The sequence below is a fragment of the Streptomyces sp. NPDC003032 genome (assembly GCF_053591415.1).
The window spans coordinates 262,739-287,450 of the sequence record NZ_JBSFTT010000005.1; the positions used below are offsets into that span (position 1 = coordinate 262,739).

General features: G+C 72.3%; 11 protein-coding genes. 10 read left to right on the forward strand and 1 reads right to left on the reverse strand.

Annotated elements, in window-relative coordinates:
* Positions 1 to 8: 8 nt before the first annotated feature.
* From ACWDZ7_RS09880 to ACWDZ7_RS09905, 6 genes are read left to right on the forward strand one after another with little or no spacing between them, the layout of a single operon-like run.
* Positions 9 to 1,928, forward strand: coding sequence for a RiPP maturation radical SAM C-methyltransferase (locus tag ACWDZ7_RS09880; protein ID WP_451796245.1), 1,920 nt, complete (start codon positions 9 to 11; stop codon positions 1,926 to 1,928).
* Positions 1,925 to 2,869: a TauD/TfdA family dioxygenase gene (locus ACWDZ7_RS09885; protein WP_451796165.1), complete on the forward strand. Its 945-nt coding sequence runs from the start codon at positions 1,925 to 1,927 to the stop codon at positions 2,867 to 2,869. The genes ACWDZ7_RS09880 and ACWDZ7_RS09885 overlap by 4 nt, the downstream gene beginning before the upstream one ends.
* 21 nt (positions 2,870 to 2,890) lie before the next feature.
* Entirely contained in the window at positions 2,891 to 4,198 is a 1,308-nt protein-coding gene (locus ACWDZ7_RS09890; RefSeq protein ID WP_451796166.1) for an MFS transporter, read from the forward strand.
* A gap of 51 nt (positions 4,199 to 4,249) precedes the next feature.
* Positions 4,250 to 7,525, forward strand: coding sequence for a non-ribosomal peptide synthetase (locus ACWDZ7_RS09895; RefSeq protein WP_451796167.1), 3,276 nt, complete (start codon positions 4,250 to 4,252; stop codon positions 7,523 to 7,525).
* Complete coding sequence (locus ACWDZ7_RS09900) at positions 7,522 to 14,499, forward strand: amino acid adenylation domain-containing protein (protein WP_451796168.1); 6,978 nt, start codon at positions 7,522 to 7,524, stop codon at positions 14,497 to 14,499. The genes ACWDZ7_RS09895 and ACWDZ7_RS09900 overlap by 4 nt, the downstream gene beginning before the upstream one ends.
* A complete protein-coding gene (locus ACWDZ7_RS09905; RefSeq protein WP_451796169.1) occupies positions 14,496 to 18,551 on the forward strand; it encodes a non-ribosomal peptide synthetase in 4,056 nt (1,351 codons plus the stop codon). The genes ACWDZ7_RS09900 and ACWDZ7_RS09905 overlap by 4 nt, the downstream gene beginning before the upstream one ends.
* On the opposite strand, the gene ACWDZ7_RS09910 is transcribed toward ACWDZ7_RS09905, so the two are convergent.
* A complete protein-coding gene (locus ACWDZ7_RS09910; protein WP_451796170.1) occupies positions 18,484 to 18,990 on the reverse strand; it encodes a hypothetical protein in 507 nt (168 codons plus the stop codon). The genes ACWDZ7_RS09905 and ACWDZ7_RS09910 overlap by 68 nt on opposite strands.
* 254 nt (positions 18,991 to 19,244) lie before the next feature.
* Here ACWDZ7_RS09910 and ACWDZ7_RS09915 point away from each other — a divergent pair, with 254 nt between their 5' ends.
* From ACWDZ7_RS09915 to ACWDZ7_RS09930, 4 genes are all read left to right on the forward strand, one after another.
* On the forward strand, positions 19,245 to 20,411 hold the full coding sequence (locus ACWDZ7_RS09915; RefSeq protein ID WP_451796171.1) for an acyltransferase family protein: 1,167 nt from the start codon (positions 19,245 to 19,247) through the stop codon (positions 20,409 to 20,411).
* A gap of 130 nt (positions 20,412 to 20,541) precedes the next feature.
* The gene (gene shc / locus ACWDZ7_RS09920; protein ID WP_451796172.1) at positions 20,542 to 22,467 is read left to right on the forward strand and encodes a squalene--hopene cyclase; all 1,926 of its coding nucleotides are present in this window, start codon (positions 20,542 to 20,544) and stop codon (positions 22,465 to 22,467) included.
* Positions 22,468 to 22,516: 49 nt separating this feature from the next.
* Complete coding sequence (locus ACWDZ7_RS09925) at positions 22,517 to 23,914, forward strand: cytochrome P450 (protein WP_451796173.1); 1,398 nt, start codon at positions 22,517 to 22,519, stop codon at positions 23,912 to 23,914.
* 40 nt (positions 23,915 to 23,954) lie between these two features.
* Positions 23,955 to 24,602, forward strand: a complete 648-nt coding sequence (locus ACWDZ7_RS09930; protein WP_451796174.1) for a class I SAM-dependent methyltransferase — start codon at positions 23,955 to 23,957, stop codon at positions 24,600 to 24,602.
* Positions 24,603 to 24,712: the final 110 nt, after the last annotated feature.

The following is a 24,712-nucleotide window of genomic DNA, read 5'->3' on the forward strand; positions in this document are numbered from 1 at the left end:
TCGCTTTAGTGAACATGCCATTCGCCGACTGGAATCGTCCGTCATTCGCCCTGGGACAGTTGTCCACTCTCGTTCACCGGGAGTTCGACGACCAGGCGCAAGCGCGCGTGTGCTATCTCAACCAGGACATGGCCGAGTTCTTCGGGACACGTCTGTACGAGGCCCTCTCGGTAAGTCACGATCATGTGGACACAGGGATCGGGGACTGGCTGTTCCGGCACATCGCCTTTCCCGACGAGGCCGACACCGCCACCGAGTACTTCCAGCGCTACTACCGGGGTGCCCGGTGGGCCGACTTCCGTGAGCGGATCCTGTCGGCGCGGGAGGGACTGCGGGACTTCTGCGAGGAACTGATCGACCGATATCGGCTCGCCGAGGCCGACATCGTGGGGTTCAGCTCGATGTTCGCCCAGCATGTGCCGAGTATCGCTTTGGCGCGGCTGATCAAGGAGCGCAGCCCGCGGACGCTCGTCGTGCTCGGCGGGGCGAACTGCGAGGCACCCATGGGCTCGGTGGTCGCCGAGCATGTGCCGGCCGTCGACTTCGTCTTCTCCGGGCCCGCGCTGAACACCTTCGGTGCGTTCATGCGGTGTGTGCTCGACGACGACGTGGAGCGCGCCGACGCCGTTCCGGGAATCCTTTCCGAGCGGAACTGCCGGGACCAGCGCTTCCGCAAGGCCATCGGCGCGGAACGCGATATCGACGACTTCTTCCTGCCCGACTACGACAGTTTCTTCGAGGCGCTGGAGAGCCATCCGGATCTGCAGCGCACGGGGACCAGTAAACCGATGCTGTTCTTCGAGACGTCCCGCGGCTGCTGGTGGGGACAGCGTTCACACTGCACCTTCTGCGGACTGAACGGCGAAAGCATGGCCTTCCGGGCCATGGCTCCGGACCTGGCCGTCCGCCAGTTCGAGTGGCTGTTCGGCTTCGCGCCCGAATACACCTCACTTTTCTGCACGGACAATGTCATGCCACGCAATTACTCGCGCGAGGTCTTCCCCCGGCTCGACCCGCCGCCGGGGACCGAGATCTTCTACGAGGTCAAGCTCCCGCTGAGCCGTCAGGACCTGCGTGCCATGACGGACGCGGGCGTCACCGTCGTCCAGCCCGGCATCGAGGCGCTGTCCTCCTCGACGCTCAAACTGATGGGCAAGGGAACGACCGCTTTCCAGAACCTGCAGTTCCTCAAGAACTGCGAGGAGTTCGGGATCAAGCCCGAGTGGAACCTGCTCATCGGATTCCCCGGCGAGGAAGCGGACGTTTATCGCAAGTACGTCGAGGAAATGCGCGACTTCGTCCACCTGGTGCCGCCGCACGGCGTGTACATGGTGCGCTTCGACCGCTTCAGCCCCTACTTCAAGCGGAGCGACGAGTACGGGCTCGCCCTGAAGCCGGTGGACTACTACTCCCTCACGTACCCCTTCGACGAGTCGGCGCTGGCCGATCTCGCGTACTTCTTCGCCGACCAGAACCTGGCGCCGTACATGCTCGACGCGGTCGAGTGGCACGACGAGTTGAGCGCGCTGATCACCCAGTGGCGCGCGGCCTGGTACGGGGAAAACGGAGCGGCCCGTCACGAGCTGCGGCTGGTCACCGGTGACGACGGCCGGCTCGCGGTCCGGGACTCCCGTTCCGGGACTCTCCGGGTGCGTCCGGTCGACGCGGCCACCGGCCGGCTGCTGCGCCGCCTTTCCTCGCCGGCCAAGCCCGAGCAGCTGGCCCGGGACTGGCCGGAGGGGCCGGAAGACCTGCGGCGGCGCCTGGACACGCTCACCGAACAGCGGTACCTCTTCGCGGAGAACGGGCGGGTGATGAGCCTCGTCCTGACCGGAGCGGACGGCGAGACCGAGGAGCCGCCCCGGGAGGAGCCCGCCGCGGTCGGCGCCCGGCGGCTGTTGCCGCTGCTGCCGGAGGCACCGCGATGACGGTCGGGAGCACCTCGATGTTCCCGCTGCTCGTCGAGGGGCACGGCGAGCCGGCCGTCGAACGGCTGCGCGCCGGACGCGACGGACTCCGGGCCGCGCTGCGCGAACGCGGCGCGCTCCTGCTGCGCGGCTTCGACGTGGACGGTACAGACGGTTTCGCGGACATCGTCCGCGCGCTCTCCGGTGAGCCGCTGGCGTACACCGAGCGTTCCTCCCCGCGGAGCGTGATCAAGGGGAACGTCTACACGTCCACCGACTACCCGCCCGGCGAAGAGATCTTCCTGCACAACGAGAACTCGTACCAGGCCAGTTGGCCGCTGACGCTGTACTTCCACTGTGTGCGCCCGCCGCTCACCCAGGGCGCCACCCCGCTGGCCGACACCCGCCGGGTGCTGGCCGCCGTCGACGACGGGGTGCGCCGGGAGTTCGAGCGGCGCGGCTGGACGGTCGTACGCAACTACGGCGACCTGGTCGGCCTGGAGTGGCAGGAGGCGTTCGCCACCGCGGACCGCGCGGAGGTCGAGCGGTACTGCCGGGAGCGGGGCATCGAGGCACAGTGGCTGCCCGGCGGCGGGCTGCGCACCCGGGCGGTACGCAAGGCCGTGCACCGGCACCCGGTGACCGGAGAGCCGGTGTGGTTCAACCACACGGCGGTCTTCCACGCCACCACGCTGCCGGAGTCCGTCCGGCTCGGGCTCCTGGAGATGCTGGGCGAGGAGAACCTCCCCAGCCAGACCTACTACGGCGACGGCGAACCGATCCCGGACGACGTCATGGACCACCTGAGGGCCTGCTACCGGGCCGCGGCGACCCGCTTCGACTACCGAGCGGACGACGTCCTGGTGATCGACAACATGCTGGTCTCGCACGGCCGCGAGCCGTTCACGGGGCCCCGCCGGATCGCGGTCGCCATGGCGGAGCCGTACACCCCCGACCGCTAGCCCCAGGACGGAAGACCTCGCATGTGCGCCGCGCGCTCCCTCCGGTCCAACCGGGACTTCTCCGTCTTCTGGGCGGTCCAGGCGCTCTCCGAGGTCGGCAACGCCTTCTCCCTGGTGGCGCTTCCGCTGCTGGTGCTGCACACCACCGGGTCGGCGGCGCAGATGGGGCTGCTCACGGCCGTCGCGGGCGTCGCCGCGCTGCTCACCGGTCTGGTGGGCGGCGCCTGGGCCGACCGCTTCGACCGGCGGCGTCTGCTGATGCTGTGCGACGCCGCCCGTCTTGTGCTGTACGGCGTGATCCCGCTCTGCTGGGCCCTGAACCCGCAGATCTGGCTGCTGTACGTGGTCATGGCGCTGGCCTCGGTCTTCGAGATGCTCTTCAGGATCACCTATGTCACCGCCGTGGCCAACCTCGTCGACAAGGAGCAGATCGTCGCGGCGAACGGCAGGCTGGAGGCGACGAACGCGATCGCGTACATCGCGGGCCCGGCCCTGGCCGGTGTGGTGGCCGGGTTCTTCGGGCCGACGGCCGCCGTCGCCATCAACGCGGGCAGCTTCGGGATCTCCCTCGTGGGCCTCGCGTTCATCAGGCTCAGGCCCACCGCGCGGCCGTCGGGAGACGAGGCCGGGAGCAAGGCGGCCCGGGCGCGGGACCTGCGCTCCGGCTTCCGGGTCGGCGCCGCGTTCCTGTGGCGCACTCCGGTACTGCGGTCGCTCACCGTGCTGCTGACCGTCACCACCTTCCTCAGCCTGGGCATGACCGACGTGTTCATCTACCACCTGCGGCACGGTCTGGAGCAGGACGAACGCACGGTGGGCTACGTCCTCGCGCTGGCCGGGCTCGGCACCTGCGTGGCCGCCGCCGCGACCGCCAGGCTGCGCCGCTCCTGGGGGTTCGGCCGTTGCTGGCTCGGCGCGATGAGTCTGTGTTCGGTGTCGGTACTGGTCCTTGGCGGCACCGGGCGGGTATCCGTGGCGGCCGTGACGATCTGCGTGTACTCCTTCGGCATGGCGCTGGCGGGCGTCTGCTCGATGTCCCTGCGGCAACAGGTCACGCCGGACCATCTGCTCGGCCGGGTCACCTCCGCGTTCTGGACGATCCACGGCAGCCTCGCGCCCCTCGGTGCGGCCCTGCTCACCGCCCTGGTCGGCCGGTTCGGGACACGCGGGCCGCTGACCGCGGTGGCCGTCGTCTTCCTGGCCGTGGTCGTGGCCGCCGCCTTCACTCCCATCCGACAGCGCCACCCGGAGCAGACCGCCGTACAGCCCCCGCCGAAAGGGCCCACCGACGCGCCGGCACCACGGGAGGAGAGCCTCCGGCCGGACTGACTCCCGATCCGTCACCGCGCCCCGCCGCACCGCGAACCAGGGAAGGCCATCGTGCACGACGAACCGGAAATACGACCGACGGCCCACTCGGCACAGGCGCCCCGGCTGCCGCTCTCCCACACCCAGGAAAGACTCTGGTACCTGGAGCAGACCGCCGTCGGCGCCCCCGTCCACCACGTGTCCGCCGCCACCCTCGTCGAGGGCCCACTGGACGCCGGCCGGCTCGCGTCCGCGCTGCGGGACTGTGTCTCCCGCCACGAACTGCTCCGCAGCACCTTCGACGACCGCGGGGACGGGCCGCGCCGTACCGTCCGCGCCACGGCCGAGGTGCCCCTGCGGCGACTGGACCTCGCGGGCGAAGCCCTGCCCGAGGCGGAGCCGCACGGTGTGCTCGCCGAGGAGAGCGCCCGGCCCTTCGCCCTCGACCGAGGGCCCGCGATGCGCGCCACCCTGGTACGCACCGGCGAGGAGCGGCACGTGCTGCTGCTCACGGCCCACCGCATCGTCGCCGACCGGGCCTCGCTCACCGTGCTGGAGAGTGAACTGGCCCACGGTTACGAGGGGTTGAGCGAGGGACCGGCGCAGCCCCCACCCTCGTACACGGACCGGGCGGCCCTGGAGCGGGAGGGCATGGACGAAGGGTTGCCGGAGGGGAAGCGGCAGTTGGAGGCGACCCCACCACTCGACCCACCACTCGACCCACCACTCGACCCGCCGCTCGCCCCATCACTCGACCTGCCGCTCGACCGGACCCGGCCGAGGACGCCGACCCACCGGGCGACGGTCCGCAGGCTGGTCATCGACGCCCGGCACGCCGAGGCCCTACGGCTGCTCGCCCGCGAGGAGGACGTACCCGCGTGGGCGGTACCTGCCGCCGCCTTCGCCGTGCTGCTGGCGCGCTGGACGGGCCGGTACGACGTCGTGTTCGGCACCCCCGTGGACCGTCGCCCGCCGGCGTCCGAGCGGACGGCGTTCGGGCCGTACGAGGATGTGCTGCCGCTGCGGGCCGATCTGACGGGCCGTCCCTCTTTACGGGAAGCGGTCCGTCGTGTCGCGCGCACCCGGGACGAGGCGGAGCGGCACGCCGGAGCCCCCCTCTGTCAGGCGGTCTTCGCTGTGACGGAGGCGCGGCGTACGGGCTTCACCGCGGCGGGGCTCACCACGTCCGCGCTCACCCTGGACGACACGACCGTTCCCCGCGATCTGCAGTGCACGGTGACCGAGGCCGACGGGCGGGGCGACGTCGAGGCCGAGCTGCGCCTCGCGTCCGATCTCTGGCTGCCGGAGTCGGCCGACCGCATGGCGACCGCCTTCCGCACGCTGCTCACCGCCCTCGCCGAGAACCCCGACCGGCGGATCGGGGACATCCCCGTACTGTCGCCCGAGGACCGGGCCCGGATCGACGCCTGGAACACGACCGACCGTCCGCTGCCCGAACCGGCCACCGTGGACGGCCTGTTCCGCGTGTGGGCGGACCGCACCCCACAAGCCGTCGCCCTCACCGACCGCACGGGGACCTGGACGTACGAGCAGCTGCGGGACCGGGCCGGCCGAGTCGCACGGAGCCTGATCGCGGCCGGGGTCACCCAGGACTCCGTCGTCGCCCTGCACATGCGACGCTCCGCCGACCTGGTCACGGGCATGCTCGGCGTGCTCCTGGCCGGCGGCGCACCCCTCGTCCTCGACCCCGGCCACCCCGAGGAACGACTGCGGTCCATGACCGACGACGCCGAGATCACGGCCGTCCTCAGCCGCGCCGAACCCCCCGCCTGGCCGCACGGTCCGGGCGTACCCGTACTGCGACTCACCGACGCGGAACGCGACGGCGCCGTCGGCCCGCTTCCGCGGCCGCGCTCACACCCCGTCGGGCTGGCCGCCGTGGTGCACACCTCCGGGTCGACCGGGCGGCCCAAGGCCGTCGGGATACCCCATCGGGCCGTCGTACGGCTGATCACCGCGACCGACTACGTGTCCATCGGCCCCGGCGACGTCCTGCTGCACCTCGGCGACCCGGCCTTCGACATCACCGCCTTCGAGGTGTGGGGGGCGCTGTGCAACGGCGCACGGGTGGACGTGCTGCCCGGCGACGAACCCCTCGGCCCCGACGAGGTGCTGGCCGCGCTGCGTGAGCTGCGGCCCACGATCGTCGCCCTCACCGGCACGCTCTTCAACCGGGTGGCCGACATCGACCCGACGGCCTTCGGCGGACTGCGCCATCTCTTCGTCGTCGGAGAGGTGATGGACCCCCGTCGCACGCGTGCGGTGCTCCGCGGCGGCGCGCCGCCCGCGCGCCTGCACAACGGTTACGGCCCGAGCGAGAACGCGACGTTCTCCACGACCCACCTGGCGGACCGGCTGCCGGAGGACGCCACGAGCGTACCCATCGGCTCCGCCCTCACCAACACCACGCTGCACATCCTCGACCAAGAGCTTGGCCCCGTGCCGATCGGCGTGGCCGGCGAGCTGTACGTCGGCGGGCTCGGGGTCGCCCGGGGCTATCTGGGCCGCCCGGGCCAGACCGCGGAACGCTTCCTGCCGGATCCGTTCGCTCCCCGGCCGGGCGCGCTGATGTACCGCACCGGCGACCTGGTGCGAAGGCTCCCGGACGGGGCGCTGGACTTCCTCGGCCGGGCCGACCAACAGGTGAAGATCCGCGGCTACCGCATCGAGCCCGGGGAGGTCGAGGCGGCCCTGCTGGCCCGCGACGACGTGCGCGAATGCGTCGTGCGGGCCGTCGACGTCGCCGAGGACCGGCGGCTCGTCGCCTACGTCGTCCCCGCGCCGGGGCGTCGGCCGTCCCCGCCGGAGCTGCTCGGCCGGCTCCGGGACCGGCTGCCGTCGCACATGGTGCCCGGCCATGTCGTCCTGCTGGACGCGCTGCCCACGACGCCCAGCGGGAAGATCGACGGGCGGGCGCTGCCCGGCATCGCCGAGATCGACGGCGGCCCGCCGGACGCGGACACGGTGCCGCCGAGGACGGCGACGGAGCGCGCCCTGTGGGAGATCTGGGCGGACGCCCTGCGCGTGCGGTCCTTCGGGGTGTACGACAGTTTCTTCCTCATCGGCGGTCACTCGCTGCTGGCCTCGGTGGTGCGTGCCTCGATCCGCGAACGGCTCGGCGTGGCGCTGCCGTTGCGGACACTGTTCGACGCGCCGACGCTGGCCGGCCTCGCCGTCGAGGTCGAGCGGGCCACCGACGAGGCGGCGGCCGTACGAGCGTCCGCGGGAGCGGACGACGACCCGGGACAACTCGACGGCCTGGTGGCCGAACTGGAGCGGCTCGCCGGGACCCGGCGAGCCGAGGGACGAGCGGGGGGAACCGCATGACGCGCACTACCAAGACGGCCGACGCGATCGACGCGGACCTGCGGGCCAGGATCGAACGCCTCCCCGCCGGGCAGCGGGCCCTGCTGCGCCAGCGTCTGTGGGAGAAGGGCGCCCCGACCGGGCTGCCCGCATGGGACGACGACGGCGAGGCCCCCGCGTCCTTCACCCAGCGCCGGATGGCGTTCCTGTCCGGCCTCGACCCGGACAGCCCGGCCTACCACAGTCCCGTCGTGCACCGCCTCACCGGACCGCTGGACGACACCGCTCTCGAAGCCGCCCTCAACGACCTGCTGCGCCACCACGCGGTCCTGCGCACCGTCCTGCCGGTCCGGGAAGGCCGCACCGTGCAGCGGGTCCTGCCGCACCGGCATCAGCCGCTGCCCGTCGTCGACCTGACCGCGCTGCCCGGCCACGACCGGCGGGCGGAGGCCGAGCGGCTCGCCCGTGCGGACGCCGAGGAGAGGTTCGACCTGGCCGAGGGACCGCTGGTGCGGTTCCGGCTGCTGCGCCTCGCCGCCGACGACGCGGTCCTGGTGCTCACCTTCCACCACGCGGTCGTCGACGGCTGGTCGCTGGGCGTCCTCCTGAGCGACCTGGGCACCGCGTACGGGGCACGCCTCGACGGGCGGGCGCCCGAACCGCCCGCCCACACGGTGCAGTACGCCGAGTACGCGCGCTGGCAGCACGAGTGGGCGGAGGGCGACGAGGCCGCAGGCCAGTTGGACTACTGGGAGCGCAGACTGGCCGGCGCCCCGGACCCGATGCCGCTGCCCGCCGACCGTCCCCGGCCCGAGCGTCCCGGGGGGCGCGCCGGGTCCACGGTGTTCACCGTTCCCGCGCCCGTGGCCGACGAGTTGCGCGAGGTGTCGGCGCGCACCGGCAGCACCCTGTTCATGGCGCTGCTCGCCGCGTTCCAGATCGTGCTCGCCCGCTACGGCGGCCACGACGACGTGGTGGTCGGCACCCCCGTCGCCAACCGGCGCTACCGCGGCTTCCACGATCTGGTCGGCTTCTTCGCCAACTCGGTACCGCTGCGCTCACGGGTCGCACCGCGGGCGTCCTTCGAGGAGTTCCTCGCCGAGGTCCGCACGACGTGCCTGGAGGCGTACGAGAACCAGGATGTGCCCCTCGACCTGGTCGCCCGGCGGCTGCACCCGGAGCGCGGTACCGGCCGGAACCCGATCTACCAGGTCAACTTCACCCTCCACAACACGCCACTGCGCCCGGTCCGCACCCTGCCCGGCGGGATCGGTCTCACCCCGCTGGACCACCTGGACCACGACGCCGCCCGCTTCGACCTCGACCTGAACATCTGGGAGACCGACGCCGGACTGGAGGGCCGGCTCATTCACGCCACGGACCTGTTCGACACGGCGACCGGTGAGCGGCTCGCCCGTTCGCTGGGCGTCCTGCTCGCCGCCGTGGCCGCCGCCCCCGACACACGGATCGGTGAACTGCCGCTGCTCACGGCCGAGGAGCGCGAGCAGGTCCTGCGCGAGGGCCACGGCGCGACCGCCCCCCGCCCCGAGGGCGTACGCGTGGACCGGCTCTTCGCCGAGCGGGCGCGCACCGCCCCCGACGCGGTGGCGGTGTCGGCGCCCGGCCGCGCCGACCTCACCTACCTCGGTCTCGACCGCCGCGCCAACGGCCTCGCCCACCGGCTGCGCGGCCTCGGCGCCGGTCGCGGCCGCGTCGTCGCGGTGCTGTTGCCCCGCACGCCCGAGGCGGTGGTCGCGCTGCTCGCCGTACTGAAGAGCGGCGCCGCGTACGTGGCGCTCGACCCGGCCTATCCGCCGGCCCGGCGCGGCCACATGCTGCGCGACAGCGGGGCCGTACTGCTGATCACTGAAGCAGGGCCCGACGACCCGGGCGACCTGGACGTCCCGGTCGTCGCGCTCGACCCGGACCGGGTGGCCGAGGAGGCGACCGGGGCCCCGCCAGAAGGCGACGGCGGGCCCGACGACCTGATGTACCTGATGTACACCTCCGGCTCGACCGGCGGGCCCAAGGGCGCCATGCTCTCCCACCGCCAGGTCGCCAACTACCTGCTGTGGGCGGTGGAGACGTACCTGCCGCCCGAGGCGGACGGGGCCGTCCCCCTGCACTCCTCGCTCTCCTTCGACCTGACCGTCACGAGCCTGTTCGCCCCGCTCCTCGCCGGCCGGCGCCTGCTGCTCGCCGACGACTCCGGTATACCCGGCGAGGCCCTGCGCGCCTCGGCCGAGGCGGACACCGGCCTCGCGTTCGTCAAGCTCACCCCCTCGCACCTGAAGATGCTGGAGGGCTCCGCGGCCCCCGCGCGTGCCGGGGCGTGGACCCGCACCCTGGTCGTCGGCGGCGAGGAACTGCACGAGGAGCGGCTCGCGGCCTGGCGCACGGGCTCCGGAGTGCCCCGGATCATCAACGAGTACGGCCCCACCGAGACCGCCGTGGCCTGCGCCGCGTACGACAGCGCGCACCCGTCCGGCGGCTTCGGCCGGGTGCCGATCGGCAGGCCCGTGCACCACGCGCGGTTGTACGTGCTCGACGAGGCGATGAACCCGGTGCCACCGGGCGCGCCCGGAGAGCTGTACGTCGGCGGCGATGGCGTCTGCCACGGCTACTGGAACCGCCCCGGCCTGACGGCGGAGCGTTTCGTCCCCGACCCCTTCGGCGGCGAGCCGGGCGCACGCCTGTACCGGACCGGTGACCGGGTGCGCCGGACGGCCGACGGAGACCTCGAATACCTCGGCCGCCTCGACGACCAGGTGAAGATCCGCGGTCACCGGGTCGAGCCGCAGGAGGTGGCCGCCGCGCTGGCCCGGGACCCGGCGGTCCGGGAGGCCGCCGTGATCGCGCACGGCTCCACCCCCGAGTCCCGGCAGCTGGTCGCCTTCGTCAGCCCGGACACCGACACCGGCGCCGTCGCACCGTCGGACGCGGCGGCGGAGACGGCCTGGGTGGACCACTGGCGGACGCTGTACGAGGACACCTACGGCTGCGCGGAGCGCCCCGCCGACCCGTCGTTCGATCTGACCGGCTGGAACAGCAGCTATACCGGCGAGCCGATGGAGGCCGACGGGATGCGCGAGTGGCTCGACGCCACGGTCGACCGCATACGGACGCTGCGGCCGCGCCGGGCTCTGGAGATCGGCTGCGGCACCGGCCTCATCCTCGCCAGGACCGCCCCCGACTGCGACTTCTACCAGGGCGTCGACCTGTCCGAGCAGGTCGTCGAACGGCTGCGGCGCGAGGTCGCCGCCACCGCCGACGCCCCCGAGCGGATCGGGCTGCGGGCCGACCCCGCCCATCTCGCGATCCGTCCGGGCGAGACGTACGACACCGTGATCCTGAACTCCGTGGTCCAGTACTTCCCGTCCGTGGACTATCTGCTGGCGGTCCTGGAGCGGGCGATCGACGCGCTGCCCGCCGGTGGCCATGTGTTCCTCGGCGACCTGCGCAACCTCGCCCTCCTGGACGCCTTCCACGCCTCCGTCGCCGCCCACCGGGCGAAGCCGGGCACGTCCGACGCCGTCCTGCGCGGCGAGACCACCTGGGGCGTGGAGACCGAGAACGAACTCTGCCTCGATCCCCGGCTCTTCGGCGGGCTGGCCGCACGGTGGCCGCGGGTCGGCCCGGTCAGGGTCCTGCCCAAGCGGGGAACGGCCGACAACGAACTGACCCGGTACCGCTACGACGTCATCCTCACGGTCACCGGCGAGCGCACGGCGGACGACGGCCCCGGGGCCGCGTCACCGCCGGAGCGGGACTGGCAGACGGAGCACCTGGACGCGGACGCCCTGGACACGCTGCTCGGCGCCGAGCACCCCGACCGGCTCGTGCTGCGCGGCATCCCCAACGCCCGGCTGACGGGAGACCTGCGGCTGCTGGCCCGGCTCTCCGGCGCGGCGCCGGACACCGTACGGCCGGGCGTCGACCCGGAGGAGCTGTGCCGCCTCGCCGGGCACCACGGGTACGACGCCGAACCGAGCTGGGCCGAGGGGCGGCCCGACGGCTCCTACGACCTGCTGCTGCACCGCCGGGGAACGCCCCCGACGATGCCGCCACCGGTGGTCGCCGCCACGGAACCGCACAGGCTGGCGACCGCACCGCTCTGGCGCCCCGCGGCGCTCGCCGCCCTGCCCGGAATCGAGTCCCGGCTCGCCGAACGGCTGCCCGGCCCCCTGCTTCCCTCCCGGTACGTCGTCCTGCGCCGGCTCCCGCTCAACGCCAACGGCAAAGTCGATCGCGCCGCGCTCACCGACCTGCCGCTGACAACCGAGAACCCCGAGAACACGGACACCACCGGGGCCCCCGAAGCGCGGCCGGAGGCCGAACTCACGCCCACACAACGCCGGATGGCCGCCATCTGGAGCGAACTGCTCGGCCGCGACGGCATCCGCGCCGAGGACGACTTCTTCGACCTCGGCGGACACTCCCTGCTCACCTTCCGGCTCGTGTTCCGGCTGCGGGAGGAGTTCGAGGTGGAGGTGCCGATCCGCGGGCCGTTCGACGCCTCGACCCTCGGCGCGCTGGCCGCCCTCGTCGACGGCCTGACCGCCGAGAAGAACCGGCCCGTGCTGCCCGCCCTGGCCCCCACCGAACGGGACGGGGCCGTACCTGCCTCCTTCGCCCAGGAACGCCTGTGGTTCCTCCACCAGATGGACCCGGACACCGCCCAGTACAACTTCCCGGTCTTCGTCCGGCTGACGGGCGAACTCGACATCGGCGCGCTGCGCCGGGCGGTGGCGGAGATCGTACGTCGGCACGAGGTGCTCAGGACCGTGATCACCGTCCGTGACGGGCAGCCGTTCCAGACCGTACTGCCCGCCGAGCCACCCGCGCTGCCGCTCACCGACCTGATGCCGTACCCGCCGGAGCGGCGGGAGACGGAGGCGCGGCGGCTGGCGAAGGAGCAGTACACCGAGGCTTTCGATTTGGCCACCGGGCCCGTACTGCGGGCCGGGCTGCTCCGACTCGGCCCGGTGGACCACGTACTGCTGCTGACGGCCCATCACATGACGGTGGACGGCTGGTCGGCCGCCGTCCTCCTTGACGAACTGGCCGAGCTGTACGCGGCGGACCGCGAGCGGCGCTCGCCCCGACTGGCCGAACTGGCCGTGCAGTACGCGGACTACGCGGTCTGGCAGCGCCGACTGGCCGAGGCCGGCCACTTCGACCGCCTGGTGGAGCACTGGACCGCACGCCTGAACGGCATCCTCGACCTGCCGGGGCTGCCCCTGGACCGGCCACGCCCGGCGCACCCCGAACACCGGGGCGAGAGCCTGCGGTTCCGCATCCCGGCCCCGGCCGCGGACGGGATGCGCGCGCTGTGCCGGGAGGAGGACAGCACCCTGTTCATGGCGCTGCTCGCCGCGCTGTTCGCCGTGGTGAACCGGCAGACGGGGGAGACCGATCTCGTTGTGGGCTCGGACGTCGCAGGACGCTCCGACAGCAGGACCGAACCGCTGATCGGCTTCTTCGTCAACCAGATCGTCCTGCGCGCCGACCTCACCGGCGCCCCGACCTGGCGCGACCTGCTGGGCCGTACCAAGGAAGTGGCGCTGGACGCCTACGCGCACCAGGACCTGCCGTTCGAGGAGGTCGTCAAGGCCCTCAGCCCGCCCCGTACCCGCAACCAGAGCCCGCTGTTCCAGATCAAGCTGGTGCTCAACAACAACCGGCGGGCCGCCGACACCATGGCCGGCCTGCGGCTGAGCCCCTTCCGGGTGGACCTCATCGACACCAGCCGCTTCGACATCACCCTCGTCCTGGAAGAGGACGACGACGGGATCGCCGGGTTCCTCAACTACGACCCCGACCTCTTCGACGCGTCGACCATGGCGGAACTGCGCGAGCGGTACGTCGCACTGGTCGCGGACATGGCCGCCCGACCGGACGCCTCCATCGCCGAAGCGCCCCTGCCCACGACGGTCCGCCCGCACCGCCCGGCCCGTTCCACGCCGGGACGGTCCGGGCGGCGAGGCCCCGGCGCCCTGCGCGGGATCAAGCCCACCAAGGTCGCCGTGGCCTCGGACGACGTGGTCGTAAGGGAACCGCTGCGGGACGGAGCCGACCTGCCGCTCGTACTGCGGCCGGCCCGCCCCGACGTCGACCCGGTGGCCTGGGCCCGGACGCACCGCACCCGGCTCGACGCCGACCTGGAACGGCACGGCGCCCTGCTGTTCCGGGGCTTCGACATCACCGACCCGGACGCCCTGGAACGCTTCGCCTCCGTCTTCGTCGACGACCTCTTCGGAGAGAACGGCGAGCACCCGCGCGCCGCACTCGGCGGCAACGTCTACACGCCGGTGTTCTTCCCGCCGGAGGAGAAGCTGCTCTGGCACAACGAGAACTCCTTCAACGACGAGGGCCCCACCCGCATCTGGTTCTGCTGCGCCCGCCCGGCCGACTCCGGCGGCGAGACACCCGTGGTCGACAGCCGCGCCGTCCACGGCGCGCTCGACCCGGCGCTCCGCGAGGAGTTCACCGCCAAGGGGGTCATGTACGTCCGCAACTACGGCACCGGGCTCGGGCTCGACTGGCGGGACGTCTTCCGCACCGGGAACCGGGCGGAGGCGGAGGCCCGCTGCGCCCGGCAGGGGCTGCGCCACGAGTGGTACGGCGACCGGCTGCGCACCACCGCCGTGCGGCCCGCCGTGCTGCGCCATCCGCGCACCGGCGAGTGGTCCTGGTTCAACCAGGCGCAGCACTGGCACACCGCCTGCCTCTCCACCGAGGCACGGGAATCACTGCTGTCCACCATGGCCCCGGACGAACTCCCGCGCGGCTGCCGGTTCGGCGACGGCACCGCGATACCCGACGAGGCGATGCACGGGATCCTGCGGGTCTACCAGGAGTTGGAGGTCTCCTTCCCCTGGGAGCGCGGTGACGTGATGCTGCTGGACAACATCCTCGCCGCCCACGCCCGCAACCCTTTCCGCGGCGAACGCGAACTCCTCGTCGCGATGGGCGGCATGGTGAGGTACCGGTGACGGCGGAGACGGCGAAGGGGGCGGGGACGGAGCGGGCTCGGCAGGTGGAGGGCTACCGGCTGTCGTTCCAGCAACAGCGGCTGTGGGAGCTGGCCGAACTCGGCGTGCCGTCCTGGGCGCAGGTGCTCGTCACCATCGACGGCGAACTGGACACGGACCGGCTCACGTCCGCGCTGCACGACACGGTGACCCGGCACGAGATCCTCCGCTCCGTCTACCGGCGGGTGCCGGGCACGCGCACCGCGCTGCTCGTCGTCCACGACGCGGACCGTACGGGCCCGTCCTGGTCCCACGAGGAGCTGGGGCACCTGGACGAGACGGCGCGCTCGCACAGGATCGACGAGGAGGCCCGCGCCCGGCGCGAGCTGCCCCACGGCGGCCCTGACGACCCGGTGCTGAGAGCGGCCCTCTTCACCCTCGGCCCCCACCGGTACGCACTGCTGCTCACCACCACCGCCCTGGCCGCCGACGGCCACACGCTGCGCCTGCTCGTCGACGAACTGACCGAGCGATACGCGGGCACACCGCCCACCGACGAGGTGCTCCAGTACAGCCAGTTCGCCGAGTGGCAGCACCAGGAGTTCGCCGGGCCCGCCGGGCCCGGCGGTTTCGGCGGTTTCGGTGAGGGACCACCGCACCCGGCACCCGACGCCGCCCCACGGCTGTACCTGCCGCTGCGGCGGCCGGTCGGCTCCGGCCGGCCGGAGCGCCGTACCGTCACCGCGCCCCTGCCGGACGGCATGACGGCGGCCGTCCACAACTACGCGCTGCGGCGGCGCGTGCGGCCGGGAGCCGTGCTGCTCGCCTGCTGGCAGACGCTGCTGGCCAGGATCGGCGGGCAGCCCGACATCACCGTCGACGTGCTGCTCAGCGGGCGGGAGTTCGAGGAGACGGCCACCGCCTTCGGCCACTTCGCGCAGTGGGCCGAGGTCACCGCGCGGATCGACCCCGGTCTGGTCCTCGACGCCCTCGCCGCACGCGCGGAACGCGCCCTGTCCGACGCCGAGGAGGCCCAGCAGGACGCCCCTTCCTCCGGTGCCGCGGAGCAGACGGGGCGCGACATCGGCTTCGTCTGCGCGGACACCCCGGCACCGCGGTGCGCCGACGGCATCACCTACGCCGTGGCCTGCGAAGACGTCGAGACCGAGTCCCACGCCCTGCGGCTGGCCTGCGCCCTGGGCGCGACGGAAGGCCGCACGGCCTGGCACTACGACGGCCGTCAGTTCGACGACGCCTATGTGCGGGTGATCTCCGACCAGTACGCCACACTGCTCGCCGAGTTGCTGGCCGCGCCCGCCACCCCCGTACGCGAGGCGGGCCTGCCTCCCGCGGTCGGCGCCGCCCGGACGCGGGACCATCTCCCGGCCCCGGCGGAAGGCCGCTGCCTGCACGGCCTCGTCGAACGGCAGGCCCGACGCTCCCCGGACGCCCTCGCCGTCGTGGCCGGTACCGACCGGCTGACCTTCCGGGAACTCGACGCGCGGGCGACCCGGTGGAGCGAAGCGCTGCGAGCCCGGGGCGTCCGCGTCGAATCCCCGGTGGCGGTGCGGGCGGCGCCCTCGGCCGCGCTGGTCGTGGCGCTGCTGGCCGTGCTCAAGGCCGGCGGGGCGTATGTGCCGCTCGATCCGCGGCTCCCGCCCCTACGGGCACGGGAACTCCTGGCACGGGCCGGATGCCGCATGCTGCTCACCGATCGGCCGGACGAGGCGGTGACGGCCGAGGGCGTCGCGTGCGTCGACCTGCGCGACCTGCCGCCGCCCGCGGCTACGGACGCGGAAGCCGAACGCGGACGGCCGTGCGAGGCAGGGCCGGACCACCTCGCGTACATCATGTTCACCTCCGGCTCCTCCGGGACGCCGAAAGGGGTGATGCTGCCCCACCGGGCCGTCTGCGACTACCTGCTGTGGAGTGCTCGGACGTACGTCGCTTCAGACGCCGTAGGCGGCGACGGCGAGGACGGCGACGCCGCGGACGGCCGCGGTGGCGAGGGCGGTGCGATGGCGCACTCCTCGATCGGCTTCGACCTCACCGTGACGAGTCTGTTCCTGCCGCTGGTCACCGGCCGTCCCGTCCTCCTCGACCCCGCCTGGCGGGACGCACTCGCTCTCTCCGCGGACCTGGCCGACCGGACCGGCCTGGACCTGCTCAAGCTGACCCCGTCACACCTGAAGGTGATCAACCAGTCCATGGAACCGGAGGACTTGGCCGGCACCACCGGCGCCCTCGTCCTCGGCGGTGAGGCCCTCGACAGGGGCGCGGTCGACATCTGGACCGCCCACGCCCCGGGGACGAGGATCTTCAACGAGTACGGGCCGACCGAGACCGCCGTCGGCGTGTGCGTGCACGAGGTGGGCGCCCACGACGGCCCCGGTCCGGTGCCCATCGGCCGGCCCATGGACCACGCCGAGATCCTCGTCCTGGACGAGGACCTCACCCCCGTACCGGTGGGCGTGCCGGGTGAGATCCACGTCGGCGGCACAAGCCTCGCCCGCGGATATCTGGGCGCCCCCGCCGACACCGCCGAACGGTTCATACCGCACCCCTTCTCGCCGGAACCCGGCCGCCGTCTCTACCGCTCGGGCGACCTGGCCTGCGTCGGTCCGGACGGCCTGATCCGGTATCTGGGACGGGTGGACGACCAGATCAAGGTCAACGGGGTGCGGGTGGAGCCCGAGGAGATCCGGGCCGCGCTGCTGCGGCACCCCGCCGTGCGGGACGCCGCCGTCGTCCTGGTCGCGGACGAGGAACGCGGCGACCGCCTGGCCGCCTGTGTCGTCGCCGACGACGTCCACGCCACGACGCCGCGGGCCCTGCGGGACCACCTGGCGGAGCGGCTGCCGTCGCAGCTGGTGCCGGCCACGTATGCCAGGACCGAGGCGCTACCCCTCACACCGAACGGCAAGGTGGACCAGGCCGCGGTGCGGTCACTCGTCCAGGCCGACGCCACCGGGTCCCCCGTCTCGTCGGCGGGTCGGACGGGCCCGCCGACGGCCGGCCCGGTCGAGGCGGCCGTGGCCCGGGTCTTCGAGGAGCTGCTCGGAGTCGCCGCCGTCGGCGCGGAAGACGACTTCTTCGAGCTCGGCGGCCATTCCCTGCTGGCCGTGCGGCTGATCGCCCGGCTCAACGAGGAGTTCCACGCCAGGCTTCCGGTCCCCGTCCTGTTCTCGGAACCGGAACCGGAATCGGAACCGGAACGGGAGCGGCAGCCGCAGCCGGGGACGGCCCATGGGGTGAGGGGGCCCGGAAGGGCGGCCACGCCGAGGCACCTGGCTCGGCTGCTCAAGGCGGGCAACACCGCTCTGCCGGCCCTTCCCGCCCTCCCCGACGACATCGTGGCGCTGCGGCCCCGGGGCGAGGGCCCCCCGCTGTTCTGCGTCCACCCGGCGGGCGGCGAGGCCACCGGCTTCCGCCACCTCGCCGCCTGCCACGAACTGCGCGGCCCGCTGTACGCCCTCCAGACATCGCCGGAAGGCGCCGACCGCGAGGAGGACCGGAGCGTCGAGGCACTGGCCGCCCGCTACCTGGCGGCCGTACGCGCGGTGGCGCCGACCGGCCCGTATCGGCTGCTGGGCTGGTCCATGGGCGGTCTGGTGGCCTTCGAGATGGCCCGGCTGCTCGAACTTCGGGGTGAGCGCGCGGACATGGTCTTCCTCGTCGAGAGCTACCTCTCCGCACAGCTGTCGGAGTTCGACGCGGACGACGACCGGGAGGAGCCGGGCCCCATAGTGGCGGAGGAGGACATGAGCGCCGCCGAACTGCTCCGGCTGGACCTGCGACGGCACACCAACCGCGTCCATCTGCGGGCCGCCCGGGCCTACCGCCCGTCGCGGTACGAGGGCCCGGTCGCACTCGTCCAGGCCGACAAACAGGACGAGGACTTCCGGCGCGCCGCGATCCGCTCCTGGGCCCGTGTCTGCACCCCCGCCCGCCTGACCCACCACGTCCTGGAAGGAGACCACCTGACCCTGTTCGAGCCGCCGTACGTCACCGAACTCGCCCGCCTGATCGACCGTGCCTCGGCCAGAACCGCGGACCTGGTCCGGGACAACTAGCGGCCCACTGGGGTGTAGCGCACCGGAAGGTCGCAGGGCGATCGTCTGAGGCCGCGGAGAGGACGATGAGCACCTTGTCACCGGCCGTGACGGTGGCGCCCGCCAACTCCACCGGTTCCGCGGCGAAGAGCAGCCAGTAGGCCATGTTGAGCAGCTCACCGGGGGAGAGCCGGTCGCCGTCGCCGTCGCCGGCGCTGCGACGCTTCGTTTCGACGAGGGAGCTGAGGTATCCGATGATGGCCCGGGCCGCGGCGGTCCCTTCCTCCAGGCTGGTGGCGGCGACGATCTCGGCCGCCCAGCGGCGGAACTGCTCGCGGTCCTCGACGGGCACGCCGAAGAGACCGCAGATGATGGTGCGCAGACGTGGGTCCGCCGGCGCCGCGCGTGCCTCCTCGTAGCCGACGACCGCCCACACCTCCCCATGGGTCGAGGTGCTCACACGGTGTACCGGGCCCTGCCGCCGGAGATGGGCGTAGACCGGGTGACGCGTGGCGGGAGACGCGGCGGTCCGGACGCTGTCGACCCCGGCCGACGGCACGCACGGTGCGCGCCCTTTGGCCCGGCGCCGGATCAGCCGTTCGGCGGCGTCGCCCACCCCGATCCGGTGTGTCCTCCCGCGGGTCGAGGCGGTGCGGCGGGCGCCGGGCAGGACGGTGGACCGCGGACAGGTATCTCAAGGACACCAGGAGCAGCATGGCATCGTCCCCGCCGGTGACGCTCGCGCGGCTGCCCTCCCTGACCGGACTGCGCTTCGTCGCCGCCTTCGGCGTGTTCGTCTGCCACGTGACCTTTTTGGAAACCGCGCGTCGAGGCGGTTCGCCGTCCCCGTTCCTCTACCTGCTGGGCCCGGTCGGCGTCTCGCTCTTCTTCGTTCTCAGCGGTTTCGTGCTGACCTGTTCGGCGCGGAAGACGGACACGGCCCGGGCCTTCTGGCGTCGGAGGATCGTCAAGATCTACCCGAACCATCTGGTCGTCTGGGTCATCCTCATGGTGTTCCTGCGGGGAGTCGGGCTTCCGCGTACGACCGTGGAGTCCATGGCCGCCCCCACGGTGGTGGGTGACCTGGCCAACGCGCTCCTGGTGAGCACCTTGATCCCGCTTCCGCAGATCGCTCTGGCGGGCAACGCGGTCACCTGGTCGCTCACCTGTGAACTGCTGTTCTACTTGGTCTTTCCGGTGTTGTTGCCGCTGGTCAAAAGGGTCCGTCGGGAGCGGCTGCCGGTCGCGGCCGCGGCCTCCGTGGCGGCGGTCTGGGCGGTCCCGCTGGTCTCCCTCGGCATCGGCGGGCCGCTGGTCGCCCAGGGGTATCTGCCCGGGGACATCACAGGACCGCAGATGCTGTTCGTCTATATGTTCCCGCCGTGCCGAGTGCCGGAATTCCTCCTGGGAATGTTTCTCGCCAGGATGCACATGAGCGGGTTCACCGTCCGCGTCGGCGCGGTGCCGGCGGCCTGCTTGCTGTGTGCGGCTCTGTCCATCGGCATCGTGGTGCTGCCGGCGCCGTTCCTGCTCGCCGCCGTCACGGTCGTCCCCGTCGCCCTGCTGGTCCGGGCGGTGGCGGCACTGGACATCAGCGGCGGGGCCTCGCCGCTGCGGCTGCCGGGCATGGTGCTTCTCGGTGAGGTGTCGTACGCCTTCTACCTGCTGCACGCGACGGTGATCGCGGCTGTCCTGCACTACTCGGCCGGAGCATGGGGACTGGGCTGGACCGCCTGCGTCTCGCTCACCATCGCGCTGACCGGATCCTGGCTGCTGTACACGCTGGTCGAACGCCCTTGCGTTCACCGGTTCTCCACCGGGCGGCGGCATGTCGACACGGTTCGTCCCGTGGCCGCGGACGCCGCGGGCAAAAGGGGATGAAATCGCGCGATACGGATAGCAAAAGGGTAGAAAGGTAGCAGTCCTTTCCCAGCCTGGCAGCGACGAGGAGATTTCCGTGACCGCGGAGGAACAGTTGTCGGGACCATGCCTCCCAGCCGTGGAAGTGGACATGGACGTGGAGGGGCTGGCCGCGCGGTGCACCGCCCGCGCCGTGACCCATCTGCTGTCCCGGCAGAGCCCGGAGGGCTGGTGGAAAGGTGACTTCGAGACCAACGTGACCATGGAGACGGAGGATCTGCTGCTGCGCGAGTTCCTCGGGATCCGTACCGCGGAGCAGACCCGGGCCACCGCGGCGTGGGTCCGCGCCAAACAACGGCCGGACGGCACGTGGTCCACCCACCCCGGCGGCGCGAGCGACCTCTCCACGACGGTCGAGGGCTACATCACCCTGCGCCTCGCCGGGGACGAGCCGCACGAGCCGCACATGGCCGCGGCGTCGGCGTGGGTGCGCGAGCACGGCGGGGTGGCGCGTACCAGGGTGTTCACCCGCATCTGGCTGGCGCTGTTCGGCTGGGGACGCTGGGAGGACCTGCCCGACCTCCCACCGGAGATGATCTTCCTGCCCAAGTGGGTGCCGCTGAACATCTACGAGTTCAGCTGCTGGGCCCGGCAGACCATCGTCCCCCTGGCGATCGTCTGCGCCCATCGGCCGAGGGTTCCGGCACCGTTCTCCATCGACGAGCTGTACGTCGACCCGGCCCGCCCCGACTTCCCGCGTCCGGACAGGCCGTCGACGTACTGGGACGGCGTGTTCCGCCGCCTGGACGGCGCACTGCACCGGTGGCGCAAAATCGTCCCGCGCCCACTGCGCCGCGCGGCGATCCGGGCCGCGGCCGCCTGGATCATCGAACGCCAGGAGGCGGACGGCTGCTTCAACGGCATCCAGCCACCTCTTGTCTACTCGATCATCGCCCTGAAGCTGTGCGGTTACGACCTCGGCCACCCGGTGCTGCGCGCCGCGCTGAAAGCCAGCGAGGCGTTCACCGTGCGCACCCCGGACGGACGGCGCTGGGTGGAGTCCTGCCAGTCCCCGGTGTGGGACACCTGCCTGGCCGTCACCGCGCTGCTCGACGCCGGTGTCGCCCCGGACGCCCCGGCCGTGGTGCAGGCCACCGACTGGCTCCTGGCCAAGGAGGTCCGGGTGAAGGGGGACTGGTCCGTGCGGCGCCCCCGACTGGCCCCCGGCGGCTGGGCGTTCGGCTTCCACAACCGCAACTACCCCGACATCGACGACACCGCCGAAGTCGTCCTCGCCCTGAACCGGGTCCGGCACCCACGACCCGAGGCCGTCGACGCGGCGGTGCGCCGGGCCGTGGCCTGGAACCTGGGCATGCAGTCAAAGAACGGTGCCTGGGCCGCGTACGACGTCGACAACGACAGCAACTGGGTCAGCCGGCTGCCGTTCTGCGACTTCGGCGAGGTCACCGACCCGCCGTCGGCCGACGTCACCGCACACGTCATCGAGATGCTGGCGGCCACCGGCCGGGCCGGCCACCCGGCCGCCCGCCGCGGCCTCGACTGGCTGCTGCGCCACCAGGAGAGCGACGGCTCCTGGTATGGCCGTTGGGGCGTGAACTACGTATACGGCACGGGCGCGGTCATCCCCGCCCTCATCGCCGCGGGACTCCCCGCCGAGCACCGCGCCGTCCGGCGCGGCGTGCGCTGGCTGGAGGCGCACGCCAACCCCGACGGGGGGTGGGGAGAGCGCTGGGAGTCCTACACCGATCCGGCCTGGCGCGGCCGGGGCCCGTCCACGGCCTCCCAGACCGCGTGGGCGCTGCTCGGCCTCATCGCCGCCGGGCGGCGCGACAGCCCGGCGGTCACGGCGGGCATCCGCTGGCTGGCCCGCACCCAGCGCGAGGACGGCTCCTGGGACGAACCGGAGTACACCGGAACCGGTTTCCCCGGCGACCTGCCGCTGAACTACCACCTGTACCGGCTGCTCTTCCCGCTGAGCGCACTCGGCCGATACCTGAGCCCCGACGCGAACGGAGCGGACATGGGGACAGCCCCCCGTACGACCGACCAGGCGTGACGCAGCAAGGACCTCCCTCGAACCCACCCACGGGAAGGATGCCCAAGCGATGTCCACCGCACCGACCCGCGGCACAGACCCCGCCCCCACCGGGCCCGCCTCCGTCGTCCCGCTGACGTCAGGAGGCCTGCCGGTCGTAGGACACCTGCCCGCCTTCGTGAAGGACCCGGTCGCCGTCCTCCGGCGCGGCTACACCGAACACGGACGATCGTTCCGGCTCAACCTGGTCGGCGCCTCCATGGTCGTACTGCTGCGCCCGGAACACCGCAAAGAAATACTTCTGCGGCCGGAATCCACGCTGTCCATCAGCGCCGCCTACCCGTTTCTGAACTCGATGTTCGGCAGCGCCTTCTACTTCATGGCCGAGGACGCCGAATACCAGCGCCAGCGCGATCTCTTCGTACCGTCATTTCGAAGCGGCGCACTGCGGACATACCTGGGGGTGATGGAGCGGCAGGCCCAGCGGCTCATCGCGCGGCTGGGGGACGAAGGGGAGGTGGAACTCGTCCGCATGTGCGACGAGTTCAGCCTGCGTACCAACGCCTCCTGCTTCTTCGGCGAGGAGTTCGCCCCGCTGTTCACCGACGCCCTGGAACTGTTCGAAACGTTCTCGGGCAACGTCAGCTTTCTGCTGCCCGTCGGGCTGCGCCCGCTCCGCACCCGGCGCAGCCGCGCCGCACGCCGCCGCCTGCACACCCTCGTACTGCACTCCCTGGCCGGGCGAAGGGCCCGCCCGCTCACCGAGCCGGACTTCCTGCAGTCGCTGGTGAACAGTCGCTACCGCGACGGAAGCCCGGTCCCCGACAGCGCGCTGGTCCATCAGGCACTGGGGCTGCTCTGGGCCTCCCAGGAGACCACCGCGGGACAGCTCGCCTGGGCCCTCACCGATGTGCTGGCCCACCCGGAATACGACGCCGCGCTGCTGGCGGAGCAGCGCGCACACCTGGGGACGCGGGCCGACGCCCCACTGACCCTGAAGGGTCTGAACGGCCTGACGCACCTGGACCACATGCTGTACGAGTCCGAGCGGCTGCATCCGCTGGCCACCCTGATTCCCCGTAAGGCGCGGCAGGACCTGTCGATCGGCGGCCACTGGATCCGGCGCGGCGACATGGTGCTCACCTCGCCCTATCTGACCCACCGGCTGCCGGAGGAGTTCCCGAACCCGGAGGCGTTCCGCCCGGAGCGCTACACGGAAGATCCCATGGCGAGCCAGCGGCTCATGGGTTTCGGCGCCGGCATCCACCGCTGCCTGGGCCAGCGATTCGCCCGCCTGGAGACGAAAGTCCTCCTCACCCAGCTGCTGCGCCGGTACACCATGGAGCTGCTCGACCCCGCGACACCCATCACCGGCCTGTCCCCGCGCCGCCTCAACGCCCCCTGCCGCGCCCGCTACCGGCTCCGCTCCACCGATTCGAACGCAGGGTATCGACGGCCAGTGCCGTAAGGAGAAGCAAGCATGATCGCCAGGAACTACAGTCGCGAGCATGGTCGAACACGATGCCCTCAGAGCCACCCGCGAGTCCTATGACGCCGCTGCCACGACTTACGCGGAACTGTTCCGCGACAGCCTGCGTGACAGCCCCCTGGACCGCGCGATATTGAGCGCCTTCGCCGAGGCCGTCAGCGCGAGTGGGGACGGTCAGGTCGCGGACCTGGGGTGCGGGCCCGGACATATCACGGCTCATCTGTCCGAGCTGGGGCTGGCGGCGTCCGGCGTCGATGCCTCTCCCGCGATGATCGAGTTGGCTCGGCGGGCCTATCCGGGCCTGCGGTTCGACGTCGGCTCGATGGCAGCGTTGGACATCGCTGACGGTGCGTTGGGCGGCGTACTCTCACGGTGGTCCATCATCCACACCCCGCCGGAAGAACTCCCCGTCATCGTCGCGGAGTTCCACCGTGTGCTGGCACCTGGCGGCCACCTTCTGATCGGCTTTTCGGCGAGCGAAGACCCGTCTCACCCGACGCAGGTCTTCGACCACGCGGTCGCGCCGGCCTATCGGTGGTGGCCCGACCATCTCGCCGCGCTGCTGCGCGAGTCCGGGTTGGCCGAGGTGGCCCGCATGGTCCGAGAGCCCCAGCCCACCGACCGGCGGCAGTTCCAGGAGGTCCACCTGCTGGCCCGGAAGGCCTAGGGGTTCACCCCGGCGGACCGGGCGACGCGAGTTCCGCAGAAAGGGGAGACGACGCCTGATGCACGCCGACGGTGCGGTCGACAGGGACCAGCAGCTGGCCGAACTGGCCT

What these genes read in the sequence shown, in the direction of transcription:
- ACWDZ7_RS09885 (WP_451796165.1), top strand. Translation starts at nt 1,925, where the DNA reads ATGACGGTCGGGAGCACCTCGATGTTCCCGCTGCTCGTCGAGGGGCAC.
- ACWDZ7_RS09890 (WP_451796166.1), top strand. Translation starts at nt 2,891, where the DNA reads ATGTGCGCCGCGCGCTCCCTCCGGTCCAACCGGGACTTCTCCGTCTTC.
- ACWDZ7_RS09900 (WP_451796168.1), top strand. Translation starts at nt 7,522, where the DNA reads ATGACGCGCACTACCAAGACGGCCGACGCGATCGACGCGGACCTGCGG.
- ACWDZ7_RS09915 (WP_451796171.1), top strand. Translation starts at nt 19,245, where the DNA reads ATGGCATCGTCCCCGCCGGTGACGCTCGCGCGGCTGCCCTCCCTGACC.
- shc (WP_451796172.1), top strand. Translation starts at nt 20,542, where the DNA reads ATGGACGTGGAGGGGCTGGCCGCGCGGTGCACCGCCCGCGCCGTGACC.
- ACWDZ7_RS09925 (WP_451796173.1), top strand. Translation starts at nt 22,517, where the DNA reads ATGTCCACCGCACCGACCCGCGGCACAGACCCCGCCCCCACCGGGCCC.
- ACWDZ7_RS09930 (WP_451796174.1), top strand. Translation starts at nt 23,955, where the DNA reads ATGGTCGAACACGATGCCCTCAGAGCCACCCGCGAGTCCTATGACGCC.